Source organism: Pseudomonas guineae, assembly GCF_900113745.1.
Classification (GTDB): domain Bacteria; phylum Pseudomonadota; class Gammaproteobacteria; order Pseudomonadales; family Pseudomonadaceae; genus Aquipseudomonas; species Aquipseudomonas guineae.
The window spans coordinates 1393661-1414696 of the sequence record NZ_FOQL01000001.1; the positions used below are offsets into that span (position 1 = coordinate 1393661).

Below are 21036 nucleotides of genomic sequence, written 5' to 3' on the forward strand. Positions count from 1 at the left end.
CTTCCAGCGGTTTAGCCACTCAGGTATTCGCGCTTTTGCCTAACCTGGCAACGCCTAAGCCGCTGCTTATACGGCGTCGCGCGGCAATAGCAGCCCCAGCGGTAAACAAACCCGCGCCTCCAACCCACCGCCGGAGCGGTTGCGCAATTCGACACTGCCACCATGCAACGCAGCGATGCGCTTGACGATGGCCAGCCCCAACCCCGCACCCTGGCCGCCACGGGCGCGGTCGCCACGGATAAAGGGATTGATGATGTTGCCCAGCTCGGCCGGATCAATCCCCTGGCCACGATCAAGCACACTGAGCACCACATAGGGCGCGCTGTGATCGCCCGACAAGGAAACCGCTACCTCCACCGCATTGCCACCGTAGCGCAGGGCGTTTTCGATCAGGTTGACCAGCAGCCGCTTGAGCGACACTCGGCGCAACGGAAAGGCTGGCACGGGTTCCAGGCACAGCCGCACGCTTTGCTGCTTCTGGTTGTACGGGGTGACCACTTCACGAACCAGTTCAAGCAAATCAAGTTGCTCCAATGGCTCGTCACGCCCATCGCGGATGAACGCGAGGAACTGATCGAGAATCGCGTCCATGTCCTCAATATCGCGGACCATGTCCTCGGTCAGCTCCGAATCGGTGTGCAAAAACTCCATGGACAGGCGCAGCCGGGTCAGTGGCGTACGCAAGTCATGCGACACCCCGGCGAGCATCAGCTCACGTTCGCGCGCCGCCTGCTCGACATCTTCAGCCATCTGGTTGAAGGCCCGATACACCTCGGTCATTTCGCTCGGCGTATCACCGACGGGTAAGCGCACGCTGCGGCCCTTACCGATCTGCCGGGCGGCAAACACCAGGCGCTTGAGCGGCGCACTGAGCTGACGCACGAAAATCCAGGCAGCTGCCGTCGACAGCAAACCGATGGCCAGGAACCAGCCGAGCACGCTCCAGATCCGCTGCCCGCGCAACGGGTGCGGATACAGCGGCACACGCAGCCAGTCATCACCCAGCGCCGGGGCATGTACCCACAGCGCCGGTGGGCTCTTGGCGCTGACATGCACCTCAGTCTCCGGCCCCAATTCGGTTTGCATCTGCCGCTGAAAAATCTCGCTGTAAGGCCAATGCTGCTCGTTGGCTGGCACCTGCTCATGCGGCACCCGTTTGAGCCCGGCGGCCTCGGCGATGGTGGCCCGATCTTCCGGGTCTGCCGCCCAATAGGCGCGCAGGGTCAGTGCAGCGCCATGGCTGTACTGGCGGTCAACCAGCACATCCTCGTTCATCATCAGATAAACCAAGGTCAGCGCCTTGGAGAACAGCACCACGATCAGCACCAACCAGAGGGTGCGGGCGAAGAAACTTTGCGGGAACCACAGCGGGGTTTTAATCACGGTTTATTTATTACCGTCCGGCACGAACACATAGCCCACGCCCCATACAGTCTGGATATAGCGAGGTTTGGACGGATCCGGTTCAATCAGCCGGCGCAGACGCGAGATCTGCACGTCGATGGAGCGCTCCAACGCGTCCCACTCGCGGCCACGGGCCAGGTTCATCAGCTTGTCGCGGGTCAGCGGCTCGCGCGCATGCTGTACCAGCGCCTTGAGCACGGCGAACTCGCCGGTGGTGAGCATATGCACCTCATCACCCTTCTTCAGCTCACGGGTGGCCAGGGATAGTTCGTACTCACCGAAGCTGACGCTTTCATCCTCGCTGCCTGGTGCACCCGGCACCACCGGCGCCTGACGGCGCAGCACGGCCTTGATCCGCGCCAGCAGCTCGCGTGGGTTGAACGGTTTGGCCAAGTAATCGTCAGCGCCTAGCTCCAGGCCCTGAATCCGGCTGGCTTCATCGCCCTTGGCGGTGAGCATGATGATCGGCACCTGATTGTTGGCTTCGCGCAGGCGTTTGCAGGCGGATAACCCATCCTCCCCCGGCAGCATCAAGTCCAGCACCACCAGTTGGAACAACTCACGCGACAGCAGGCGGTCCATCTGCTCGACGTTCTCTACGGCGCGCACACGATAGCCTTGCTCGTCGAAGAAACGCTCAAGCAAGCGGCGCAGGCGGGCGTCGTCATCGACGATAAGGATTTTTTCGCCTTCAACAGGTAGTGCAGTGCTGCTCATTCGGAGCTCCTTGACCAGGCATCCGCCGGGCGCGGACGCGCTGGCAGTGTGCAATTGCCAGCATTATGGCTCAGGAGCCGCAGCTGACGTGCAGCCCATTGTTAGCAGATTTTTCCCCGTGCGGTTCCCGGTGCGCTACCAGGCAGTGTTTATAATGCGCGGCTTTCGTGTCTGGCCCGTGATCTGCGTGGCCGGTTTTTCGTTTCAGTGTGGGTAGCTTTTTATATGCTCAGCATCAACAACCGCATCGCCGAAGAACTGGGCGTACGCCCGCAACAGGTCGCCGCAGCCGTGGCGCTGCTCGATGAAGGCTCGACCGTGCCATTTATCGCCCGCTACCGCAAAGAGGTCACCGGCAGCCTGGATGACACCCAGCTGCGTAACCTGGAAGAGCGCCTGCGCTACCTGCGCGAACTCGACGACCGCCGCGCCAGCATCCTCGCCAGCATTGATGAGCAAGGCAAGCTGACGCCTGAGCTGAGCCGCGAAATCAACCTGGCCGAAACCAAAACCCGCCTCGAAGACCTCTACCTGCCGTTCAAGCAAAAGCGCCGCACCAAGGGCCAGATCGCCCTGGAAGCCGGCCTCGGCGAACTGGCCGATGCACTGTTCAACGACCCGACGCTGACGCCGGAAAGCGAAGCCGAACGCTTTATCGACGGCGAAAAAGGCTTTGCCGACATCAAAGCGGTGCTCGAAGGCGCCAAATACATCCTTATGGAGCGCTTCGCCGAGGACGCCAACCTGCTGGCCAGCCTGCGCAGCTACCTGAAAGACCATGCCATCCTCAGTGCCCGCGTCATCACCGGGAAAGAAAACGAGGGTGCCAAGTTCCGTGACTACTTTGAGCACGACGAAAAACTCAAGGGCGCGCCGTCGCACCGTGCTCTAGCGATTTTCCGCGGGCGCAACGAAGGCATCCTCAGCGCCAGTCTCAAGGTCGGCGATGAAACCCCCGGCGCCATGCATCCCTGCGAAGGCATGATCGGTGAGCGCTTTGGCATCAGCGCCCGAGGCCGCGCTGCGGACAAGTGGCTCGGCGAAGTGGTGCGCTGGACCTGGAAGGTCAAGCTCTACACCCACTTAGAAACCGACCTGTTCGGCGAATTGCGCGAAGGCGCTGAAAACGAAGCGATCAACGTCTTTGCGCGTAACCTGCACGACCTGCTGCTGGCCGCGCCAGCCGGGCCGCGCGCTACCTTGGCGCTGGACCCGGGCCTGCGCACAGGCTGCAAGGTGGCAGTGGTCGATGCCACCGGCAAAGTGCTGGAAACCTCTACGGTTTACCCGCATGCACCGCGCAATGACTGGGACGGCACCCTGGCGATCCTTGCCAAGTTGTGCGCCAAGCATGCCGTTGATCTGATCTCGATCGGCAATGGCACCGCCAGCCGTGAGACCGACAAGCTGGCGGCCGACCTGATCAAGAAGTTACCGGGCCTGAATCTGACCAAAGTCATGGTTAGCGAGGCAGGTGCCTCGGTGTATTCCGCCTCGGAGCTGGCCGCCAAAGAATTCCCGGACATGGACGTGTCGCTGCGCGGTGCCGTCTCCATCGCCCGCCGCCTGCAGGACCCGCTGGCCGAGCTGGTGAAAATCGACCCGAAATCGATTGGCGTCGGCCAGTACCAGCATGATGTCTCGCAGCTCAAGCTGGCGCGCTCGCTGGACGCGGTGGTCGAGGACTGCGTAAACGCCGTCGGCGTCGATGTGAACACTGCCTCCGCTGCGCTACTGGCGCGCATCTCCGGGCTCAATACCACGCTGGCGCAGAATATCGTCGCCTTCCGTGACGCTAACGGCGCGTTTAACAGCCGCGCTGAACTGCTCAAGGTGCCGCGCCTGGGCGATAAAACCTTCGAGCAGGCCGCGGGCTTCTTGCGCGTGATGAACGGCAGCAACCCGTTGGACGCCTCCGCCGTGCACCCGGAAACCTACCCGCTGGTGCAGCGCATCGCCGCCGACACCGGCCGCGATATTCGCTCACTGATCGGCGACTCCAGCTTTCTCAAGCGCCTCGACCCCAACCAGTTCACCGACGATAAATTCGGCCTGGTGACCATCGGCGATATCCTCAGCGAGCTGGAAAAACCCGGCCGCGACCCGCGCCCAGAGTTCAAGACTGCCGAGTTCCAGGAAGGTGTAGAAACCCTCAAAGACCTCACGCTGGGCATGATGCTGGAAGGCGTAGTGACCAACGTCACCAACTTCGGCGCCTTCGTCGATATCGGCGTGCACCAGGATGGCCTGGTACACATCAGTGCGCTGTCGGAAAAATTCATCAAGGACCCGCACGAAGCAGTCAAAGCCGGCGACGTGGTCAAGGTCAAGGTCATGGAAGTGGACATCCCACGTAACCGCATCGCCCTGTCGATGCGCATGGGCGACACCCCAGGCGAAAAAGTCGAAGGGACGCGTGGCGGGCAATCCCGCGGTGGCGGCAATGCGCCACGTAGCGAGCGTCACTCCAGCCAGGACAAACCGGCCCCGGCCAGCGGCGGCATGGCGTCGCTGTTTGCCAATGCCAAGCAGTTGAAAAAATGAGTGAGGCAACCCCAGTAGGCGCCAGCAGCGCCTTTTCCCGCCTGCTCGGCCTGGCTATTCTTCAGGTCGGCGGTGGCGAGGCACGTGTGCGCCTGACCCTCACCGACGACCTGCGCAATTTGCACGGCAAGCTGCATGGCGGCGCGCTGTTCTCACTGATTGATACGGCCATGGGTCAAGCCAGTCACAGCCTTGGAGACGACGGCCCAAGCAGCGTCACCCTGGAGTGCAAGATCAACTACATCCGTCCGGTGGCTGAGGGCAGCGTGCTGTGCCACGCCAAAGTACTCCACGCCGGTCGCCGCACCCAGGTGGTCGAAGCCGAGGTATGGCAGGAAGACAAGCTGATCGCGAAGGCGCAAGGCACCTTCGCCTGCCTCTGAGCTGCCGTGACAAGATGCATTGCTGCGGTTAGCCGCAGCTATAATCCGCAGAACGGCAATCTGTAGCCGGTGGCGATTGGCGCCTCCGGCCAATCCGCTCAAGGACGCGACGGGTACACTCCAACCACTTGAAGAGTGCAGACACGCACCCCATATTGTGAAAATTGCCCCATATTTTCGGCGCCTGCCAGCTAGGAAAACACCTTGAGCGACCTTCTTTCCCGCCGCATGACCCTCCTGGCTGAGCCGGCCAACCTCTCCCTGCTCTCGCAATGCCTGCATGGCATAGAGCGCGAATGCCTGCGCGTCGATGACGCGGGCCAGCTCGCCCTGACCCCGCACCCTGCAACCCTCGGCTCGGCACTGACGCACACGCAGATCACCACCGATTACTCCGAATCGCTGCTGGAATTCATCACCCCGGCTGTGGCTGACCCTGCGGCCACCCTGGCCGAACTTGAGCAGATCCACCGCTTCGCCTACAGCAAACTCGACGGCGAATACCTGTGGAGCCCGTCGATGCCCTGCGCCTTACCGGACGAAGAAACGATCCCCATCGCGCGCTATGGTCATTCACATATCGGCGAGCTCAAGTACGTGTACCGCAAAGGCCTGGCGCTGCGTTACGGCAAGACCATGCAGTGCATCGCCGGCATTCACTACAACTTTTCCCTGCCGGATGCGCTGTGGCAGCGGCAACAGCAGGCCGAAGATGACACCAGCAGCGCCCGCGATTATCAATCGGCGCGTTATATCGCCTTGATCCGTAACTTCCGCCGTTACAGCTGGCTGTTGATGTACCTGTTCGGCGCCTCGCCGGCGCTGCACAAGGGCTTTATGCGTGGCAACCCGCATCAGTTAGAGGAACTGGACGCCGAGACCCTTTATCTGCCCTATGCCACCAGTTTGCGCATGAGCGACTTGGGCTACCAAAGCAATGCCCAGGCTGATTTGACCCCCTGCTACAACGACCTGCAGAGCTACACCGACAGCCTGCGTCAGGCCGTCGGCACGCCCTACCCACCCTATGTCGATATCGGTGCGAAGCGCGACGGCGAGTGGCTGCAGCTGAACACGCATATCTTGCAGATCGAGAATGAGTACTACTCGAACATCCGCCCCAAGCGCGTGACCGACAGCGGTGAACGCCCTATCCAGGCGCTCATGGCTCGCGGCGTACAGTATGTTGAAGTGCGCTGCTTAGACATCAACCCCTTCCTGCCGCTGGGCATCGACCTGACTGAGTCACGCTTTCTTGATGCCTTCCTGTTGTTCTGCGCCATGCAGGACAGCCCGCTGCTGGAAAACCTTGAATGCCATGCCTGCACCGATAACTTTCTCAGCGTGGTCAAGGAAGGCCGTCGTCCAGGCCTGCAACTGCAGCGCAATGCTCAGCCGGTGTCGCTACAACTCTGGGCCAGTGAGCTGCTTGAGCAAATCCTGCCGCTGGCCGAGTTACTCGACCACAACCAAGGCAGCAACGCCCACCGGCAAGCCTTGCAGGCGCAACAGGCAAAGGTCGCCGACCCCAGCCTAACGCCGTCCGCACAAGTACTCGCGCAGCTGCAACAGGGCCTGAGCTTCACCGCATTCGCCATGCAGCAGAGCAGACTGCACGCTGAGTACTTTCGCAGCCAGCCATTGAGTGCCGAGCAGCAGACCCTCTTTGAAGCCCGCGCAGCAAAGTCGCTGGCTGATCAGGCCGAACTGGAAGCCCAGGAAGAAGGCGACTTCGACAGCTTTGCTGCGGCCTATCAGGCCAGCATCCTCGCTCCGGCGATTTAAACCGCAACAGCATTAGGCCCAGGCAAGTGCCGGCGTCACCCGGCCGGCACGCTGCCAACCGCATCACATAAACTGCCAGCGGTGGCAAAAGCAGGATCAGCGGCACAGTCCCGCCCCGGCGTTGCGACTAGCATTGCAGGTGTGAATTCACTGCGAGCTGCCACCATGGGCTGCACCGACAGCAATACTGAAAATGACCAGCATTGGAGCCTGGAAAGTCTCAACAAGGCCTACCAGCAGGGCTACATGGCAGGGCTGACCGGGCAAACCAATACCCCGCGCGCACTCGCCGCGGATGTATTGATTGCGGCCTGGGAAGCCGGCTGGGATGACGGCCACGAGCAATTCGAGCTGCATAAACGCCACAGCGCCTGACCTTCCCCACCACCACACACCTGCACTTCACCCGCCCCACTGCGCCTCCCCCCACGCCTGCAATCCTTCGCACCCACACTAAGGTTTAACAGCCTGACGCATCGGCTTATCTCGATTTTTATTCGATATAAATCGTTTAAAGCGGAAAAAATTACTTCCAGATACTTTTAAAGCCGATTTTTATCGGCTATAAATAGCCCTCCAGCCACAGTGCCTCGGCGCGCGCTATTTCGCCGCCACAGGCCTGCGCTAGCGTCAGATAAACGCCCCTACGGCTCCTGAGGTGTAAGAAATGCCCCGTATCGTTACCGTCGCCGCCACCCAAATGGCCTGCTCCTGGGACAGTGCCGCGAATCTCGCCAAGGCCGAGCAGCTGGTGCGTCAAGCCGCAGCCAAGGGCGCGCAGATCATCCTGCTGCAGGAACTGTTCGAAACCCCGTACTTCTGCCAGAAGCCCAACCCTGACTACCTGCAACTGGCCACCCCGGCTGAGCGTAATCCGGCGATTCTGCACTTCCAGAAAATCGCCAAGGAATTGCAGGTGGTACTGCCGATCAGCTTCTTTGAGCTGGCCGGCCGCGCGCGCTTCAATAGCATCGCGATCATCGATGCCGACGGCAGTAACCTCGGGATTTATCGGAAAAGCCATATCCCGGATGGCCCGGGCTATCACGAGAAGTACTACTTCAACCCCGGCGATACTGGTTTCAAGGTGTGGAATACCCGCTACGCCAAGATTGGCGTGGGCATCTGCTGGGATCAGTGGTTCCCCGAGTGCGCGCGCAGCATGGCGCTGCTCGGTGCGGAAATCCTCTTCTACCCGACTGCCATCGGCAGTGAGCCGCACGACCCGAGCATCAGCTCGCGCGATCATTGGCAGCGTGTGCAGCAAGGCCATGCCGGGGCGAACCTGATGCCGGTGATTGCCAGCAACCGTATTGGCCGCGAAGTGCAAAGTGGCTCGCACATTACCTTCTACGGTTCGTCGTTTATTACCGACCCGTTCGGCGCCAAGGTTGAGGAAGCCAACGAAACCGACGAGGCGGTACTGATGCACAGCTTCGACCTGGATCAGCTGGAGCATATCCGCAGTGCCTGGGGTAGCTTCCGTGACCGACGGCCCAACCTCTATGGACCGTTGAAGACCCTCGACGGCCAATTGGCCTGCGACTAAGACCACCCTGTAGGATGGGCCGATGCGCGCAGCGCGTGATACCCATGATGGCTAGCGCTACGCTAACCCCATCCGATTACGCTCAATGTTTTGGTGAACCAATGACAACCCTGAACAGCACCCCACGCACCGACGGTTTCCGCATGCCTGCCGAGTGGGAACCCCATAGCCAGACGTGGATGGTCTGGCCCGAACGCCCGGATAACTGGCGTCTGGGCGGCAAGCCGGCGCAAGCCGCGTTTACGGCCGTAGCCAGAGCGATTGCCGAATTTGAGCCGGTGACCGTTGGTGTATCCGCCAGTCAGTACGAAAACGCCTGCGAACGCCTGAGCCACAGCAATATCCGCGTGGTGGAAATCAGCACCGACGACGCCTGGGTACGTGACACCGGGCCGACCTTCGTCACCAACAACAGCGGTGAGGTACGCGGTGTGGATTGGGCGTTCAACGCCTGGGGCGGCCTCAATGGCGGCCTTTATGCCAGCTGGGTACGTGACGATCAGGTGGCGCGCAAGATCCTGCAGATCGAAGGCCAGCAGCGCTACCGCACCGATGAGCTGACCCTCGAAGGCGGCTCCATCCACGTGGATGGTGAAGGCACCCTGATCACCACCGAGGAATGCCTGCTCAACCCCAACCGCAACCCGCACCTGAACCGTGAGCAGATTGAGCAGTACCTCGCCGATCACCTGGCCATCGACAGGGTAATCTGGCTGCCGGATGGCCTGTTCAACGACGAAACCGACGGCCACGTCGATAACTTCTGCTGCTACGTGCGCCCCGGCGAAGTGCTGCTGGCCTGGACTGACGATGCAAACGACCCTAACTACCCACGCTGCCAGGCTGCCATGCGCGTGCTGGAGAGCGCCCGTGATGCCCAAGGCCGTCAGCTGATTGTGCACAAGATGCCGATTCCTGGCCCGCTGCATGCGAGCGTCGAAGAATGCGCGGGCGTCGATCTGGTTGCGGGCAGCCAGGAACGCGATCCGTCAATCCGATTGGCGGGTTCCTACGTCAACTTCCTGATCGTCAACGGCGGTATTATCGCGCCCAGCTTTGACGACCCGATGGACACCGAAGCAGAAGCAATCCTGCAGCGCCTGTTCCCGCAGCACCGCGTAGTCATGGTGCCGGGCCGGGAGATCCTCTTGGGCGGCGGCAATATCCACTGCATTACCCAGCAGCAACCTGCGCCGCAACACGGCTAAGCGCAAACGCCCGGCCTAGGCCGGGCGTTTTCTAGCGGCCTGGGGGCAGCTGTTGCGCGCCCGCTGCGCAAGCAAATGCCTGCATCACAATGTGAGTGTTATTCTCACGCCCATGAAATCATCCACGCCCCCTTCCAGTGATAACGCGTCCCACCCCAGCCTCTCAGACTCCAACGCCATCATTCAGGCGCTGGGCAGCGGCAAGAATAAACGCGTACGCAAACTGCTGGCTCGCATGCACCCCGGTAAAATTGCCGCGTTGCTAGAGCTGCTTGATACAGAGCAGCGCCTGAAGCTCTGGCAACAGACCGGTCCTGAACTGGAAGAGCGCACCCTGCATCACCTGGGTCCTACCCTACGGGCGCAGTTGGCCGGCGATTCGGCTGAGGCCATGACTCCGCACGACGAAACGGACAGCGCCCCGAGCAGCCAACTGGAAGCGGTGCGCCAAGCGCTGGCTCAGGGCAAACTCAAACGCCTGGGCAAAGTGCTGCACCGCATGCACCCGGCCAAAGTTGCCGGCTTGCTGGAAGCCTTGCCACCGGTAGAGCGCCATCACGCCTGGAGCATGGTAGAGACCGAGCGAGCGGGCAAAGTCCTCACCTACCTGCATGACGAGATCCGCACCGCACTGGCCCGGGAACTCGACCCGGAAGACCTGATCGCCGCCACTGCTGAGCTTGAGCTGGATGACCGCGTCGACCTGATCCAGGCCTTGCCTGCCGAACTGGGTAACCAGTTGCTGCATGCCAGTAGCACGGCGCAGCGCCAGCAACTTGAGTCGATGCTGTCCTACCCCGAGGACTCGGCCGGCGGCCTGATGAACGCCGACCCAATTCAGGTGCGCGCCGATGTCACCGCCAGCGCAGTGCTGCGCTACTTACGCCTGCTGGAACGCTTACCGCCGCAAACTGACCTGTTAATGGTGGTCGACCGTAAGGGCCATTATCAGGGCGCCTTGCGCCTCAGCGAGCTGGTCACGGCCGAACTCGAGCAACGGGTTAGCGAGCTGATGCACCACGACATCGCCGGCATCCTTGTGACCACCAGCGGTAACCAAGTGGCTCAGCTGTTTCAGGATCACGACCTGCTTTCCGCGCCCGTGGTGGATGAACACAACCGGTTGCTCGGGCGTATCACTGTGGATGATGTTATCGACTTGATCCGCGAAGACTCCGACCGCGCCCTGATGCACATGGCCGGCTTGAACGATGAAGCCGATATCTTCGCGCCCGTATTGGTCAGCTCACGCCGACGTGCCGTGTGGCTGGGCATCAACCTGCTCACCGCGTTCAGTGCCGCCTGGGTGATTGGCTTGTTCCAGGCCACCCTTGAGCAACTGGTGGCGCTGGCCGTACTGATGCCGATTGTCGCCAGCATGGGCGGAATTGCCGGCAGCCAAACCTTGACCCTGGTGATCCGCGGCCTGGCCTTGGGCCAAGTGCAGAAAGGCAATATCCGCATCTTGCTCAACCGCGAGTTGGGCATCTCGATACTCAACGGCCTGTTGTGGTCGGTGGTCATCGCCCTGCTTTCCGTGTGGTGGTTTGGCAATTGGGGCATCGGCGCCGTACTCGGCGCGGCTATTTTGCTCAACCTGCTGTGTGCAGCCCTCGCGGGCTGGGCCATACCGCTGATACTGGATCGCATGGGCATCGACCCCGCCTTGGCCGGCAGCGTGATTTTGACCACGGTGACCGATGTTGTCGGCTTCTTCGCCTTCCTTGGCTTAGCCACTGTGCTACTGCTCTAGACGCCGGTTACTCAGGCGACAGTGCGCGTACCGCGCACAAGGGATCCAGCGTGCACAACGCTTGGTACTGGCTGAGGAACACTTGCCCGCCGAAGCTTTCGAGAAACTCAGAGCGTTTTAACCGATCCATCACCGGCCCTTTGACCTCTGACAGATGCAGTTGCACCTCGGCACTCTTCAGCTGCTCGGCGATTGCCTCCAGAGCGTCTAGCGCGCTGGCATCAATCTGGTTGACCCCCGAGCATATCAACACCAGATGGCGTACTTCAGGGCTCACGGCAATCAGCTCGCCGATGCGTGCTTCCAGATAACGGGCGTTGGGAAAATACAGGCTTTCATCAACCCGCAACGACAGCACACTGGCGCTCTGTACCGTTTTATAGCGCTGGATATTGCGGAAATGCTGACTGCCCGGTACCTGACCCACCACTGCCATGTGTGGCCGGCTGGTACGCCAGAGAAACAACAACAGCGACAGCACGACGCCTAGCATGATGCCGGCCTCAACCCCTTGCAGCAGCACGCCGAAAAAGGTGGCCAACTGCGCACCGCCCTCAGCCTTTGAGTAGCGCCAGGTGTGGCGCAAGGTCGGTATATCGACCAGGCCAAGCACCGCGACCAGAATACTCGCCGCCAAGACCGCCTGCGGCAGGTGGCGTAATACTGGGGCCAGGCCCAGCACTGCCGCCAGCATCAAGCCCGCAGCAAAGATCCCCACCAGCGGCGTGGCCATATTGCTTTGCCGAGCCACCGCTGAACGGGAAAAACTCGCCGCCACCGGCATCCCGCCACTAAAAGCCGAGGCCACGTTGGCCGCGCCCTGCCCCAGCAGCTCCAGATCAGGGCTGATCAGCTGACGCTTGCGCATGGCCAGGCTCTGGGCAATCGAGATCGACTCAACAAACCCCACCAGAGCAATCAGCAGCGCCGCGGGCAGCAGTTCACGCAACAGGCCAAGCTCCAAGCTTGGCAGGCCCAAAGTCGGCAACCCAACAGGCACCTGCCCCACCACTTTGACCCCTTGCTCTTCCAGCTGCAGCAGCGCACCCACGGCCATCGCCAACAGCATAACCAGCAGGGCGCTGAGCTGTTTTACCCGCTGCGCCCAAGCAGCAGGCATGCCTAAAAAGCTTAAGTTACGTAGCAGCACCAATAACACCAGGCTCGCCACTCCCAACAGCAGCGTTGGCCGATGCACCGCCGCTAACTGGGTATACAGCGCAGGCAGCACCTGCGGCAGGGTCAGGCCATCGGCTGATACGCCCAGGATATAGCGCAGCTGGCTCACGGCAATGAGTACCGCGGCACCACTGACAAACCCGGAGATCACCGGATGACTGAGAAAATTGGCAATAAAGCCCAGGCGTAACAGGCCCATCAACAGCAGCAGCGCACCCACCAACAGGGTTAGCCCCACGGCGGCAGCACTGTAGGCCGCAGTACCGGCCGCAGCAATAGGCGCTAACGCTGCAGCTGTCATCAACGCCAAGACTGCCACCGGGCCGAATGACAAGGCCACACCGGGGCTTGCGCCGATCAGCGCATACGCCACTAACGGCAAAATACTCGCGTACATCCCTGCCACGGCTGGGAGACCGGCTAACTGCGCGTAGGCCAACGCCTGCGGCACCAATAACAGGCATATTAAACAGGCCGCCAATAGATCGCGGCCCGCCTGACTGCGGTCGTATTCGCGCACGGTGTTGAGCAGCGGCCACTTATAAGACATTCAAAGGCACCTTGAGGTAGCGCACACCATTGTCTTCAGCAGGCGGCAAATGACCGGCACGCATATTCACCTGCACCGCCGGTAACATCAGCGCCGGCATGCCCAAGGTGGCGTCGCGTGCCTGACGCATGGCGACAAATGCCTCTTCATCGATACCCTGGTGCACATGCACGTTATGCGCTCGCTGCTCAGCCACTGTGGTTTGATAACAGTGCTGCTCACGCCCCGGGGCCAAGTAATCGTGGCACATAAACAGCTGGGTGCTACCCGGCAGGGCAAACAGCTTGCTTATGGAGCGGTACAGCGTGCGCGCATCGCCACCAGGGAAATCACAACGGGCGGTGCCGTAATCCGGCATAAACAGAGTGTCGCCAACGAACGCCGCATCGCTGATCAGGTAGGTCATGCAGGCGGGCGTGTGTCCGGGCGTATGCAGGGCGCGGGCATGCAACGTGCCGATCTGAAAGGTCTGGTCATCCTGGAACAGCTGGTCAAATTGGCGGCCATCAACCGCAAACTCGCTGCCGGCGTTGAACAACTTACCGAAGGTGTTTTGCACGGTGCGGATCTGCTCGCCAATCGCCAAGCGGCCGCCCAGGGCAGCCTTGAGATAGGGCGCGGCGGACAGGTGATCGGCATGCACGTGGGTTTCCAGCAGCCACTGCACACTGAGGCCCTGCTCGCGCACGACGCTGATCAGCTTATCGGCGCTGGCATAGTCAGTGCGCCCGGAAGCCGCGTCATAGTCGAGCACCGAGTCGATAATCGCGCACTGCGCGGTCGCCGGATCACTGACGACATAGCTATAGGTCGAGGTGTTGGAATGGAAAAAAGCCTGGATGAGCGGTGACATGGCAACTCCAGCTTGACCGGCTAAGCCGGTCAGTATCGCGGTGGGTTAACGCTTGGTCTTGCAGGTATTGATGCCTAACAGCGAATACGCCGGACACGATCGAAACAGCCCAGTGGCCAGTGGTACGAGGCCAATCAGCCCCCACCAGCCAATCACGCCGCTCAGGCTCAAGCCGATCAGAATAAGGCCTACGGCAATGCGTAGGGCGCGGTCGAAGGTGCCAATATTTGCTTTCATCGTGATCTCCCGATCCTCACTCAGCTGCGCTGGCGTTCCAGCGCAGCAAACACAAGCATTCCCGCCAGCATCGCGGCCACGAACACCAGCACCTGCCCATGTCCAGTCAACAGCAGCGCCACCGCGGGGCCTGGACAGATCCCGGCAACCCCCCAGCCCATGCCAAACAGCAGACTGCCGCCGATTAACCGGCGGTCCAACTCGCGCTTGCCGGGTAACTGCATCGGCGCGCCAAGCAGGCTGGTGCGCTGCATGCCCGCCCAACTGAAGGGCAAAAACGCCACGCCAATGGCTGCGGCCATTACCAGCGCCAGCGAAGGATCCCAAGCGCCCGTCAGGTCGAGAAAAGCCAGTACTTTGGCCGGGTTAGCCATACCCGCCGTCAGCAGGCCGATACCGAAAATCACACCGGCGAGAAACGCCATCAATTTGCGCATGCTCAGGCTCCCAGCAAGTGACGTAAAACAAACACGGTGGCAAAGCCCGCCGCCATAAAGCTCAGAGTGGCTGCCAATGAGCGTGGCGATAACCGCGATAAGCCGCAGACGCCATGCCCACTGGTGCAGCCCGAGCCATAGCGGGTACCGATACCAACCAGCAACCCGGCGACTATCAGCGCCAACCAGCCCGTGTGAATCTCAATTGCCGGCAGCTTGCTAAACAGCTGCCAGAGCAACGGCGCGAGCAGGATGCCGAGCAGAAACAGGGCCTTTTCGCCGCGCCCCTCACCGGCTCCCAACAGGCTGCCGAGCAGACCGCTAATACCCGCCACCCGGCCATTCATCACGGCAAACAGACTCGCCGCCAGGCCGATCAGCGCGCCGCCGGCCAAGGCGCTCCAGGGTGTGAAGTTGTACCAGTCAATCGTCATTTTTCGGTACCTGCGCAGAACACTTGATAAAGGGTGTTGATCACCGCCAGCGCCGCCGGGCTGCTGATGCAGTAATAGATTAGCTTGCCCTCGCGACGGGTCTCCACGAGGCCCTCACGGCGCAGCACAGCTAACTGCTGCGACAAGGTGGGCTGCTGAATACCAAGCAGCGCCTCCAACTCGCTGACATTACGCTCCCCCTGGGAAAGCTGACACAACAACAACAGCCGATCCGGATTGCCCAGGGCTTTGAGTAATTGCCCTGCCGCATCTGCATTGGCGCGCAACTGCTGAATATCGAATGGGGTTTCGTCTGCGTTCATGGCGTGCAACTCAATTAAGATAAAAACAATCTATTCTTTTATATATTGAATAGCAACCCTCTACTTAGGTGCGCGCTCAACCTCCCCAGCCCTTAGCAACGACGCTGCACTCACTGCTCATTAATAAATAGCGCGCACAAAAAACCCGGAACAAGGTCCGGGTTTTTTATTCTGCTTAGGCCGCGCGGGGATAACCGCTTAGCCTGTTACCGCGCGATCAAAGCAGCGGCAGGGTGTAGCTGACGATCAGGCGGTTTTCGTCGATATCGCGACCGAAGTTGTTACGCATCGCCGCGTTGCGCCAGCGCACACCTAGGTTCTTCAGCGCGCCTTCCTGGAATACGTACATTAGCTCGGTATTGCGCTCTCGCTCCTTGCCCTCAGAAACGTTGCTACCACGGTCAATGTTATCGCCGCTCAGGAAGCGAGTCATAAAGGTCAGACCGGGAATGCCGACCGATGCGAAGTTGAAGTCGTAACGTGCTTGCCAAGACTTCTCATCTTTATTGGAAAAGTCACCGATCTGAACATAGTTGACCAGAAACGGGTCAGTGCCGTTGATGTAGGCAAAACCAGTGTCGCCACTCATTTTCTGGTAGCCCAGACCGAAGCTGTGACCTTGAATACCGTAGGTCATCATGGCGCCGAACGCATTGTTGTCGACGTTGCTGCGACCATCATCAGTGGAGCGCGCGTAGCGCACATCAGTTTTTAAGGTCTGCTTGTCGCCCAGCGGGAGCATGTGTACCAAATTGAACGAGTTCTGCTTATACAGATCGTCCAGCTCGGAATGGTAGTACGCCGCGGTCAGATCAGCGTTGACCTTGTAGGTACCACCCAGGTAAGTGAACTTGTCAGTGGCTGCACCACCGGTCGTGGTGATACCACGAGTGCCGCCATTCGCGCCGCTGCTGGTAGTGATGCGGATGTCTTGGAAGTCACCCGAGTTACGATCGTTCACTTCGCGAATGCGCGCAGCATCCAGCGTCAACCCATTAATTTCCTGGGAGATCAGTTGGCCACCGCTAAATACTTGCGGGGTCAAGCGGCTGTCGCTGGAAGCGATGGCCATGTTTTTGAACTGCATGCTGCCTACGCGCAGCGTGCTGTTCGATACTTTGGCTTTAGCGGCAACGGCCAGATCAGAGGAGTAATCCTGAGAGCCATTCGGCTGAATATTCGCTGGGCCATCTGGCACAAGCAGATCTGTACCCGAGGTACCACCACCGGAATCCAGCTTGAAGCCAACCATGCCAATGGCATCTAGACCAAAGCCGACAGTGCCTTCGGTGAAGCCAGAGTCAGCGCGCAGAATAAAGCCTTGAGCCCACTCTTCTCGTTTGGACTGGCCGGTGCCTTCACGGAAATCACGGTTGAAATAGAAGTTACGCGCTTCGAGTGTGGCTTTGCTGTCGCCGATAAAGTCGGCAAAGGCGGCTTGGCTCAGGGACAAGCCCAAGGTGCTGGCCGCAACAGCCAGTGCCAGGGAGGTCTTTCTCATTATATTTTCTCCAGTGATGTGTAGGTTGCACATCGGTGCGCTAACTGACTTCAAACCAGCGAAGCGGCAGGCACGCACCGAATTCGAGAGGTTATTGCAGGGGCCGGCGGCAGGCAGGCACAGGCGTGCTGCGACCAGGGGCCGATCGTGCAATAACCAAAATCAGGTGGGCGCGTGAGGGCGCTCGGCGCGAGCCGGAGAATGCGAACAGAACAATAGGCAGGTGCAGATCATGGTGCAGGTCTCTTCATTGTTATTGTCGGCCGCTGATCCCGACCGTTATGCGCTGAGTCCTAGGCAGATACTATGCCAGCTACGCCAAAGCGCTCGCCAAGCCTGGTACTACTGGGCTCTGCTTCCATCCAAGCAGGTGTAGAAAGGACTGCCGCGCCAGCAATAAGCGGATTTCTGCTTATCAATAAATACAAAAGGCGGTTTATCGCCATGCTACCCGGAGCCTGATCTGCTTGAATGCCAGGCAATAAAAACCCGCCGAGTGGCGGGTATATGCAAACAGACGCTGGATTAAGCGGCGTTAGCGGGGCGCAGCGAATAGGTTTTCAGCTGCTCGGCGAACTCGCGCAGCGACTGAATACCGCTGGCCTCGGCGTCGCTAACCCAGAGCTTCATGGCCTCAAGCATGTCGTGGCCATTACTGCTGGTCTTGACCCAGATCTGCTGCAGAGCCAGGCGCTTCTCGTAGATCACCTTCAGCGCTTGGCTCTGCTCAAGCATGCGCTGAATGCGCGCATGATGGCCGTCATCGAGCAGGCTCGGCTCACGCGACAATAAGCGTTTGGCACGATAGAAGTGGTGGCGCACAGAGGCATCGGCCTTGGCCAGCTCCTGCTGCACCAGCGGTGCGATCACCAACTTGCGGTACTGCGCCATGATCTGGAAACGGTTGTTAAGGATGGCCATGGCAGTGTCCATGTCCAGGTTGCGCTTGCCGGCGACGCGATGAGCGATGGGCGCGACACGCTGTACCTTGGCCAAGCCGAGCAGGCTGAACAGCTTGATCCAGAACCAGCCCATGTCGAACTCCCACTTCTTCACCGACAATTTGGCGCTGTTCGGGTAGGTGTGATGGTTGTTATGCAACTCTTCACCACCAATCAGGATGCCCCAAGGCACCAGATTGGTCGCAGCATCACGGCATTCGAAGTTGCGGTAACCGACCGCATGGCCCAGACCATTGACCACGCCCGCTGCCCAGACCGGTATCCACATCATCTGGACCGCCCAAATGGTAATACCTGCGGCACCAAATAAGGCCAGATCGATAAAGCCCATGAGCATCACGCCGGCAACCGGGAAGCGCGAGTAGAGGTCGCGTTCGATCCAGTCTTCCGGGCAATTCTTACCGTAGATGCGCAGGGTTTCCGGGTTCTTTGCCTCTTCGGCGTACAGCTCAGCACCAGTACGCAGTACAGTGCTCAAGCCTTTGACCACTGGGCTGTGCGGATCATCAACGGTTTCGCACTTGGCGTGGTGTTTGCGGTGGATCGCGGTCCATTCACGGGTGTTCTGCGCCGTGGTCAGCCACAGCCAGAAACGGAAGAAGTGTTTCAGTGCAGGATGCAGCTCCAGCGCGCGGTGCGCCGAGTAGCGATGCAGATAAACCGTGACGCTAACGATGGTAACGTGCGTCATCAGCAGGGTAACTGCGACCAACTGCCAGACCGACAGATCAAGAAAACCGTTGTACCACATGGACCGTGTGCCTCGTGCAGAAGAAAAGACGTATCGATTATTAGCACACGTCGACAGGCATTATCCCTGACCCTGATCAGAAAACCAGTTGGTCTTTTGCATAAGAATGTTGCCCGCCTCTCAGCATCTATACTTCCGGCTTTAGGTAAAGGACTCGCGTTTATCCCATGACTGCTCCACAAGGCGCTTGGCGCCTGACCCTCAGCTATGCGTGTGCCGCAGCAATTTGGGTGCTATTAAGCGACGGATTCCTGATGACCTTGAGCCTGCCACTGCCGCAGCTGGAGCGCGCGCAGCTGCTCAAAGGGCTGGCGTTTGTACTGTTCACCGCAGCCTTGCTGTATTCGATTTTGCGTAGCCATCAACAGCACCAGCAGCAAGGACATCAAGCCCTGCAGCGCAGTGAAAAGCGCCTGCACCAAGCACTGGAGGCTGCTGAGGGGGGCATTTGGGACTGGGACCTGCAACAGCACAAAGTGTACTTTTCTCCCGGCTATACCGCCCTGCTGGGCCTTCACCCCGAAGCCTTGGGCGATAACCGTCAGCATTGGGAGCAACGCCTGCATCCCGATGATCGCGTGACGTTCGCGCGCAATATTCAGCGGCGTATGAGCACGCTCAGCACAGCGCCTTACGAGGTGAGCTACCGGCTGCAACACCAGGACGGCAGCTATCGCTGGATTCAAGCACGCGGGCGTTTGCTGCTGGACAAGCAAGGCCGCGCTGAACACCTGATCGGCACCGCCAGCGATATCACCCAGCAGCGCAAGGACGAAGACAGCCTGCGCCAAGCTGCGGTGGTGTTCGATGCCACTCAGGAAGGTGTGCTGGTCACTGATGCGCAGCAGCATGTCGTGCACTGCAACCCGGCGTTCACCCGTATTACCGGCTACAGCGAAGCGGAAATTCTGGGTCAATCGCCAAGCATCCTTAAATCCGGTCGCCACGATAAAAGCTTCTACAGCAGCCTCTGGCATGCCCTGCAAAACCACGGTGCTTGGAGCGGCGAGGTGTGGAACCGGCGTAAGAGCGGCGAAATTTACCCGCAGTGGCAATGCATCCGAGTGATTCACGATGAACAGGGCGAGGTCAGCCACTACGTCGCGGTGTTCTCCGACATCAGCGCACTGAAACGCTCACAAAATGAGCTCGACTATTTAGCCCACCACGACCCGCTGAGTGATCTGCCCAATCGCCTGCTATTCACCGAACGTGTCGAGCATGCCCTCGAGCGCGCCAGGCACGACGGCCAGAGCGGCGCGGTGCTGCTGATCGACCTCGATCACTTCAAGCACATCAATGAAAGCCTGGGTCACAACATCGGTGACCTGCTGCTCAAGGATGTTGGCAAACGCCTTAGCCAACAACTCGGTCAGCGCATGACCCTGGCCCGCCTGGGCGGTGACGAATTCGGCCTGCTCGACGAAGGCTGCAGCAGCGCCGAGCAGGCAGCGGTGATGGCGCAGCGCCTGCAGGTTTGCATGAGCGCGGCCTTTAAGGTCAATCAGCAAGAGCTGTTTATCACCGCCAGCATCGGTATCAGCCTGTACCCCGACGACGCCGACGACGCCGGACAGATAGTGCGCAATGCCGACTCGGCGCTGTTCAAGGCCAAGAACAGCGGCCGAGAAAACTATGCTTTCTACAGCCAGGAGCTGACTGAACATGCACGCCAGCGTGTCGATATGGCCAGCGCTTTGCGCCACGCCCTGGTCAACCAAGAGCTGCGCGTTTACTACCAACCGCTGATCTGCCTGCGCAACCAGGAAATGATCGGCGTCGAAGCGCTCGTGCGCTGGCAGCATCCGCAGCGCGGGCTAGTTGCGCCGGGTGAGTTTATTCCGATAGCCGAAGAAACCGGGCTGATTGCTACGATCGACGCCTGGGTACTGGAGCAAAGCTGCCGGCAGATGGTCGCTTGGCAAACCGCCGGTCATGCCCTGAAGTTTGTGGCGGTGAATGTCTCCAGCCGGCTGTTCAGCCGTGGTGAGTTGGATCAACGGGTGGCCGAGGTGCTGCGCGCTACCGGCCTCCACCCCGCATGCCTAGAGCTGGAAGTGACCGAAAGCGCGGTGATGGACAACCCCGACGCGGCACTGGCCTTACTCCAACGCTTGCGCGCACTCGGCATACACTTGGCCATCGATGACTTTGGCACCGGCTACAGCTCCCTGGCACGGCTCAAGCGCCTGCCGGTGCATAAGCTGAAAATCGACCGGAGTTTTATTAGCGGTCTGCCGCACGACCCGAGCGATGTCGCGATCACCCGCGCGGTACTCGCCCTCGGTCATAGCCTCGGGCTCAAGGTGCTGGCCGAGGGCATTGAGCGGGTCGAGCAAGTCGAGTTGCTCCAGCAACTCGGTTGCGACCATGCTCAGGGCTATTATTTCGGGCATCCTCAACCGGCAGAACAACTGATCACACAGCTTACATCTCGCGTCGACACGCGACCGACCAAGGCGTAAC

Annotated in this window: 18 protein-coding genes; 8 read left to right on the forward strand and 10 right to left on the reverse strand. The window is 60.1% G+C overall.

Annotation, left to right across the window (positions count from 1 at the left end; genetic code table 11):
- Positions 1-66: 66 nt before the first annotated feature.
- The gene (locus BMZ32_RS06325; protein ID WP_090241570.1) at positions 67-1380 is read right to left on the reverse strand and encodes an ATP-binding protein; all 1314 of its coding nucleotides are present in this window, start codon (positions 1378-1380) and stop codon (positions 67-69) included.
- 6 nt (positions 1381-1386) lie between these two features.
- Complete coding sequence (ompR, locus tag BMZ32_RS06330; RefSeq protein ID WP_090240631.1) at positions 1387-2121, reverse strand: osmolarity response regulator transcription factor OmpR; 735 nt, start codon at positions 2119-2121, stop codon at positions 1387-1389.
- A gap of 225 nt (positions 2122-2346) precedes the next feature.
- Here ompR and BMZ32_RS06335 point away from each other — a divergent pair, with 225 nt between their 5' ends.
- From BMZ32_RS06335 to mgtE, 7 genes are all read left to right on the forward strand, one after another.
- The gene (locus BMZ32_RS06335) at positions 2347-4665 is read left to right on the forward strand and encodes a Tex family protein (RefSeq protein WP_090240632.1); all 2319 of its coding nucleotides are present in this window, start codon (positions 2347-2349) and stop codon (positions 4663-4665) included.
- Positions 4662-5048, forward strand: a complete 387-nt coding sequence (locus BMZ32_RS06340) for a PaaI family thioesterase (RefSeq protein ID WP_090240633.1) — start codon at positions 4662-4664, stop codon at positions 5046-5048. Before BMZ32_RS06335 ends, BMZ32_RS06340 begins: the two co-directional genes overlap by 4 nt.
- Before the next feature lie 204 nt (positions 5049-5252).
- Entirely contained in the window at positions 5253-6833 is a 1581-nt protein-coding gene (gene gshA / locus BMZ32_RS06345) for a glutamate--cysteine ligase (protein WP_090240634.1), read from the forward strand.
- Positions 6834-6998: 165 nt separating this feature from the next.
- Positions 6999-7208 (forward strand): ribosome modulation factor, encoded by a 210-nt coding sequence (rmf, locus tag BMZ32_RS06350; RefSeq protein ID WP_090240636.1) that lies wholly within the window; start codon positions 6999-7001, stop codon positions 7206-7208.
- Positions 7209-7500: 292 nt separating this feature from the next.
- The gene (aguB, locus tag BMZ32_RS06355) at positions 7501-8382 is read left to right on the forward strand and encodes an N-carbamoylputrescine amidase (RefSeq protein ID WP_090240637.1); all 882 of its coding nucleotides are present in this window, start codon (positions 7501-7503) and stop codon (positions 8380-8382) included.
- A gap of 101 nt (positions 8383-8483) precedes the next feature.
- On the forward strand, positions 8484-9590 hold the full coding sequence (gene aguA / locus BMZ32_RS06360; RefSeq protein ID WP_090240638.1) for an agmatine deiminase: 1107 nt from the start codon (positions 8484-8486) through the stop codon (positions 9588-9590).
- 91 nt (positions 9591-9681) lie between these two features.
- Complete coding sequence (gene mgtE / locus BMZ32_RS06365; RefSeq protein WP_244153922.1) at positions 9682-11343, forward strand: magnesium transporter; 1662 nt, start codon at positions 9682-9684, stop codon at positions 11341-11343.
- 7 nt (positions 11344-11350) lie between these two features.
- Here mgtE and BMZ32_RS06370 read toward each other — a convergent pair whose 3' ends face one another.
- The 8 genes from BMZ32_RS06370 to desA all read right to left on the reverse strand — a co-directional run bounded on the left by BMZ32_RS06370 (position 11351) and on the right by desA (position 18570).
- A complete protein-coding gene (locus BMZ32_RS06370) occupies positions 11351-13072 on the reverse strand; it encodes a SulP family inorganic anion transporter (protein WP_090240640.1) in 1722 nt (573 codons plus the stop codon).
- Positions 13062-13925 (reverse strand): MBL fold metallo-hydrolase, encoded by an 864-nt coding sequence (locus BMZ32_RS06375; protein WP_090240641.1) that lies wholly within the window; start codon positions 13923-13925, stop codon positions 13062-13064. The genes BMZ32_RS06370 and BMZ32_RS06375 overlap by 11 nt, the downstream gene beginning before the upstream one ends.
- A 45-nt stretch (positions 13926-13970) precedes the next feature.
- Entirely contained in the window at positions 13971-14162 is a 192-nt protein-coding gene (locus tag BMZ32_RS06380) for a YgaP family membrane protein (protein WP_090240642.1), read from the reverse strand.
- A gap of 20 nt (positions 14163-14182) precedes the next feature.
- Positions 14183-14599 carry a DUF6691 family protein gene (locus BMZ32_RS06385; protein WP_090240643.1) on the reverse strand — a complete coding sequence of 139 codons (417 nt, stop codon included), beginning with the start codon at positions 14597-14599 and terminating at the stop codon, positions 14183-14185.
- A 2-nt stretch (positions 14600-14601) separates the two neighbouring features.
- Positions 14602-15033: a YeeE/YedE family protein gene (locus tag BMZ32_RS06390; RefSeq protein WP_090240645.1), complete on the reverse strand. Its 432-nt coding sequence runs from the start codon at positions 15031-15033 to the stop codon at positions 14602-14604.
- The gene (locus BMZ32_RS06395) at positions 15030-15356 is read right to left on the reverse strand and encodes an ArsR/SmtB family transcription factor (protein WP_090240646.1); all 327 of its coding nucleotides are present in this window, start codon (positions 15354-15356) and stop codon (positions 15030-15032) included. The genes BMZ32_RS06390 and BMZ32_RS06395 overlap by 4 nt, the downstream gene beginning before the upstream one ends.
- A 217-nt stretch (positions 15357-15573) precedes the next feature.
- Positions 15574-16857 (reverse strand): OprD family porin, encoded by a 1284-nt coding sequence (locus BMZ32_RS06400; RefSeq protein ID WP_090240647.1) that lies wholly within the window; start codon positions 16855-16857, stop codon positions 15574-15576.
- A gap of 525 nt (positions 16858-17382) precedes the next feature.
- Entirely contained in the window at positions 17383-18570 is a 1188-nt protein-coding gene (gene desA, locus BMZ32_RS06405) for a delta-9 fatty acid desaturase DesA (RefSeq protein WP_090240648.1), read from the reverse strand.
- 167 nt (positions 18571-18737) lie between these two features.
- Between desA and dibA the strand changes: the two genes are divergently transcribed.
- Positions 18738-21035: a phosphodiesterase DibA gene (gene dibA / locus BMZ32_RS06410; protein ID WP_090240650.1), complete on the forward strand. Its 2298-nt coding sequence runs from the start codon at positions 18738-18740 to the stop codon at positions 21033-21035.
- Position 21036 lies beyond the last annotated feature (1 nt).

Excerpts from the sequence above, each read along its gene's own strand:
- ompR (WP_090240631.1), bottom strand. The coding sequence starts at position 2,121 with ATGAGCAGCACTGCACTACCTGTTGAAGGCGAAAAAATCCTTATCGTC.
- BMZ32_RS06335 (WP_090240632.1), top strand. The coding sequence starts at position 2,347 with ATGCTCAGCATCAACAACCGCATCGCCGAAGAACTGGGCGTACGCCCG.
- BMZ32_RS06340 (WP_090240633.1), top strand. The coding sequence starts at position 4,662 with ATGAGTGAGGCAACCCCAGTAGGCGCCAGCAGCGCCTTTTCCCGCCTG.
- rmf (WP_090240636.1), top strand. The coding sequence starts at position 6,999 with ATGGGCTGCACCGACAGCAATACTGAAAATGACCAGCATTGGAGCCTG.
- aguB (WP_090240637.1), top strand. The coding sequence starts at position 7,501 with ATGCCCCGTATCGTTACCGTCGCCGCCACCCAAATGGCCTGCTCCTGG.
- aguA (WP_090240638.1), top strand. The coding sequence starts at position 8,484 with ATGACAACCCTGAACAGCACCCCACGCACCGACGGTTTCCGCATGCCT.
- BMZ32_RS06370 (WP_090240640.1), bottom strand. The coding sequence starts at position 13,072 with ATGTCTTATAAGTGGCCGCTGCTCAACACCGTGCGCGAATACGACCGC.
- BMZ32_RS06375 (WP_090240641.1), bottom strand. The coding sequence starts at position 13,925 with ATGTCACCGCTCATCCAGGCTTTTTTCCATTCCAACACCTCGACCTAT.
- BMZ32_RS06380 (WP_090240642.1), bottom strand. The coding sequence starts at position 14,162 with ATGAAAGCAAATATTGGCACCTTCGACCGCGCCCTACGCATTGCCGTA.
- BMZ32_RS06385 (WP_090240643.1), bottom strand. The coding sequence starts at position 14,599 with ATGCGCAAATTGATGGCGTTTCTCGCCGGTGTGATTTTCGGTATCGGC.
- BMZ32_RS06390 (WP_090240645.1), bottom strand. The coding sequence starts at position 15,033 with ATGACGATTGACTGGTACAACTTCACACCCTGGAGCGCCTTGGCCGGC.
- BMZ32_RS06395 (WP_090240646.1), bottom strand. The coding sequence starts at position 15,356 with ATGAACGCAGACGAAACCCCATTCGATATTCAGCAGTTGCGCGCCAAT.
- BMZ32_RS06400 (WP_090240647.1), bottom strand. The coding sequence starts at position 16,857 with ATGAGAAAGACCTCCCTGGCACTGGCTGTTGCGGCCAGCACCTTGGGC.
- desA (WP_090240648.1), bottom strand. The coding sequence starts at position 18,570 with ATGTGGTACAACGGTTTTCTTGATCTGTCGGTCTGGCAGTTGGTCGCA.
- dibA (WP_090240650.1), top strand. The coding sequence starts at position 18,738 with ATGACTGCTCCACAAGGCGCTTGGCGCCTGACCCTCAGCTATGCGTGT.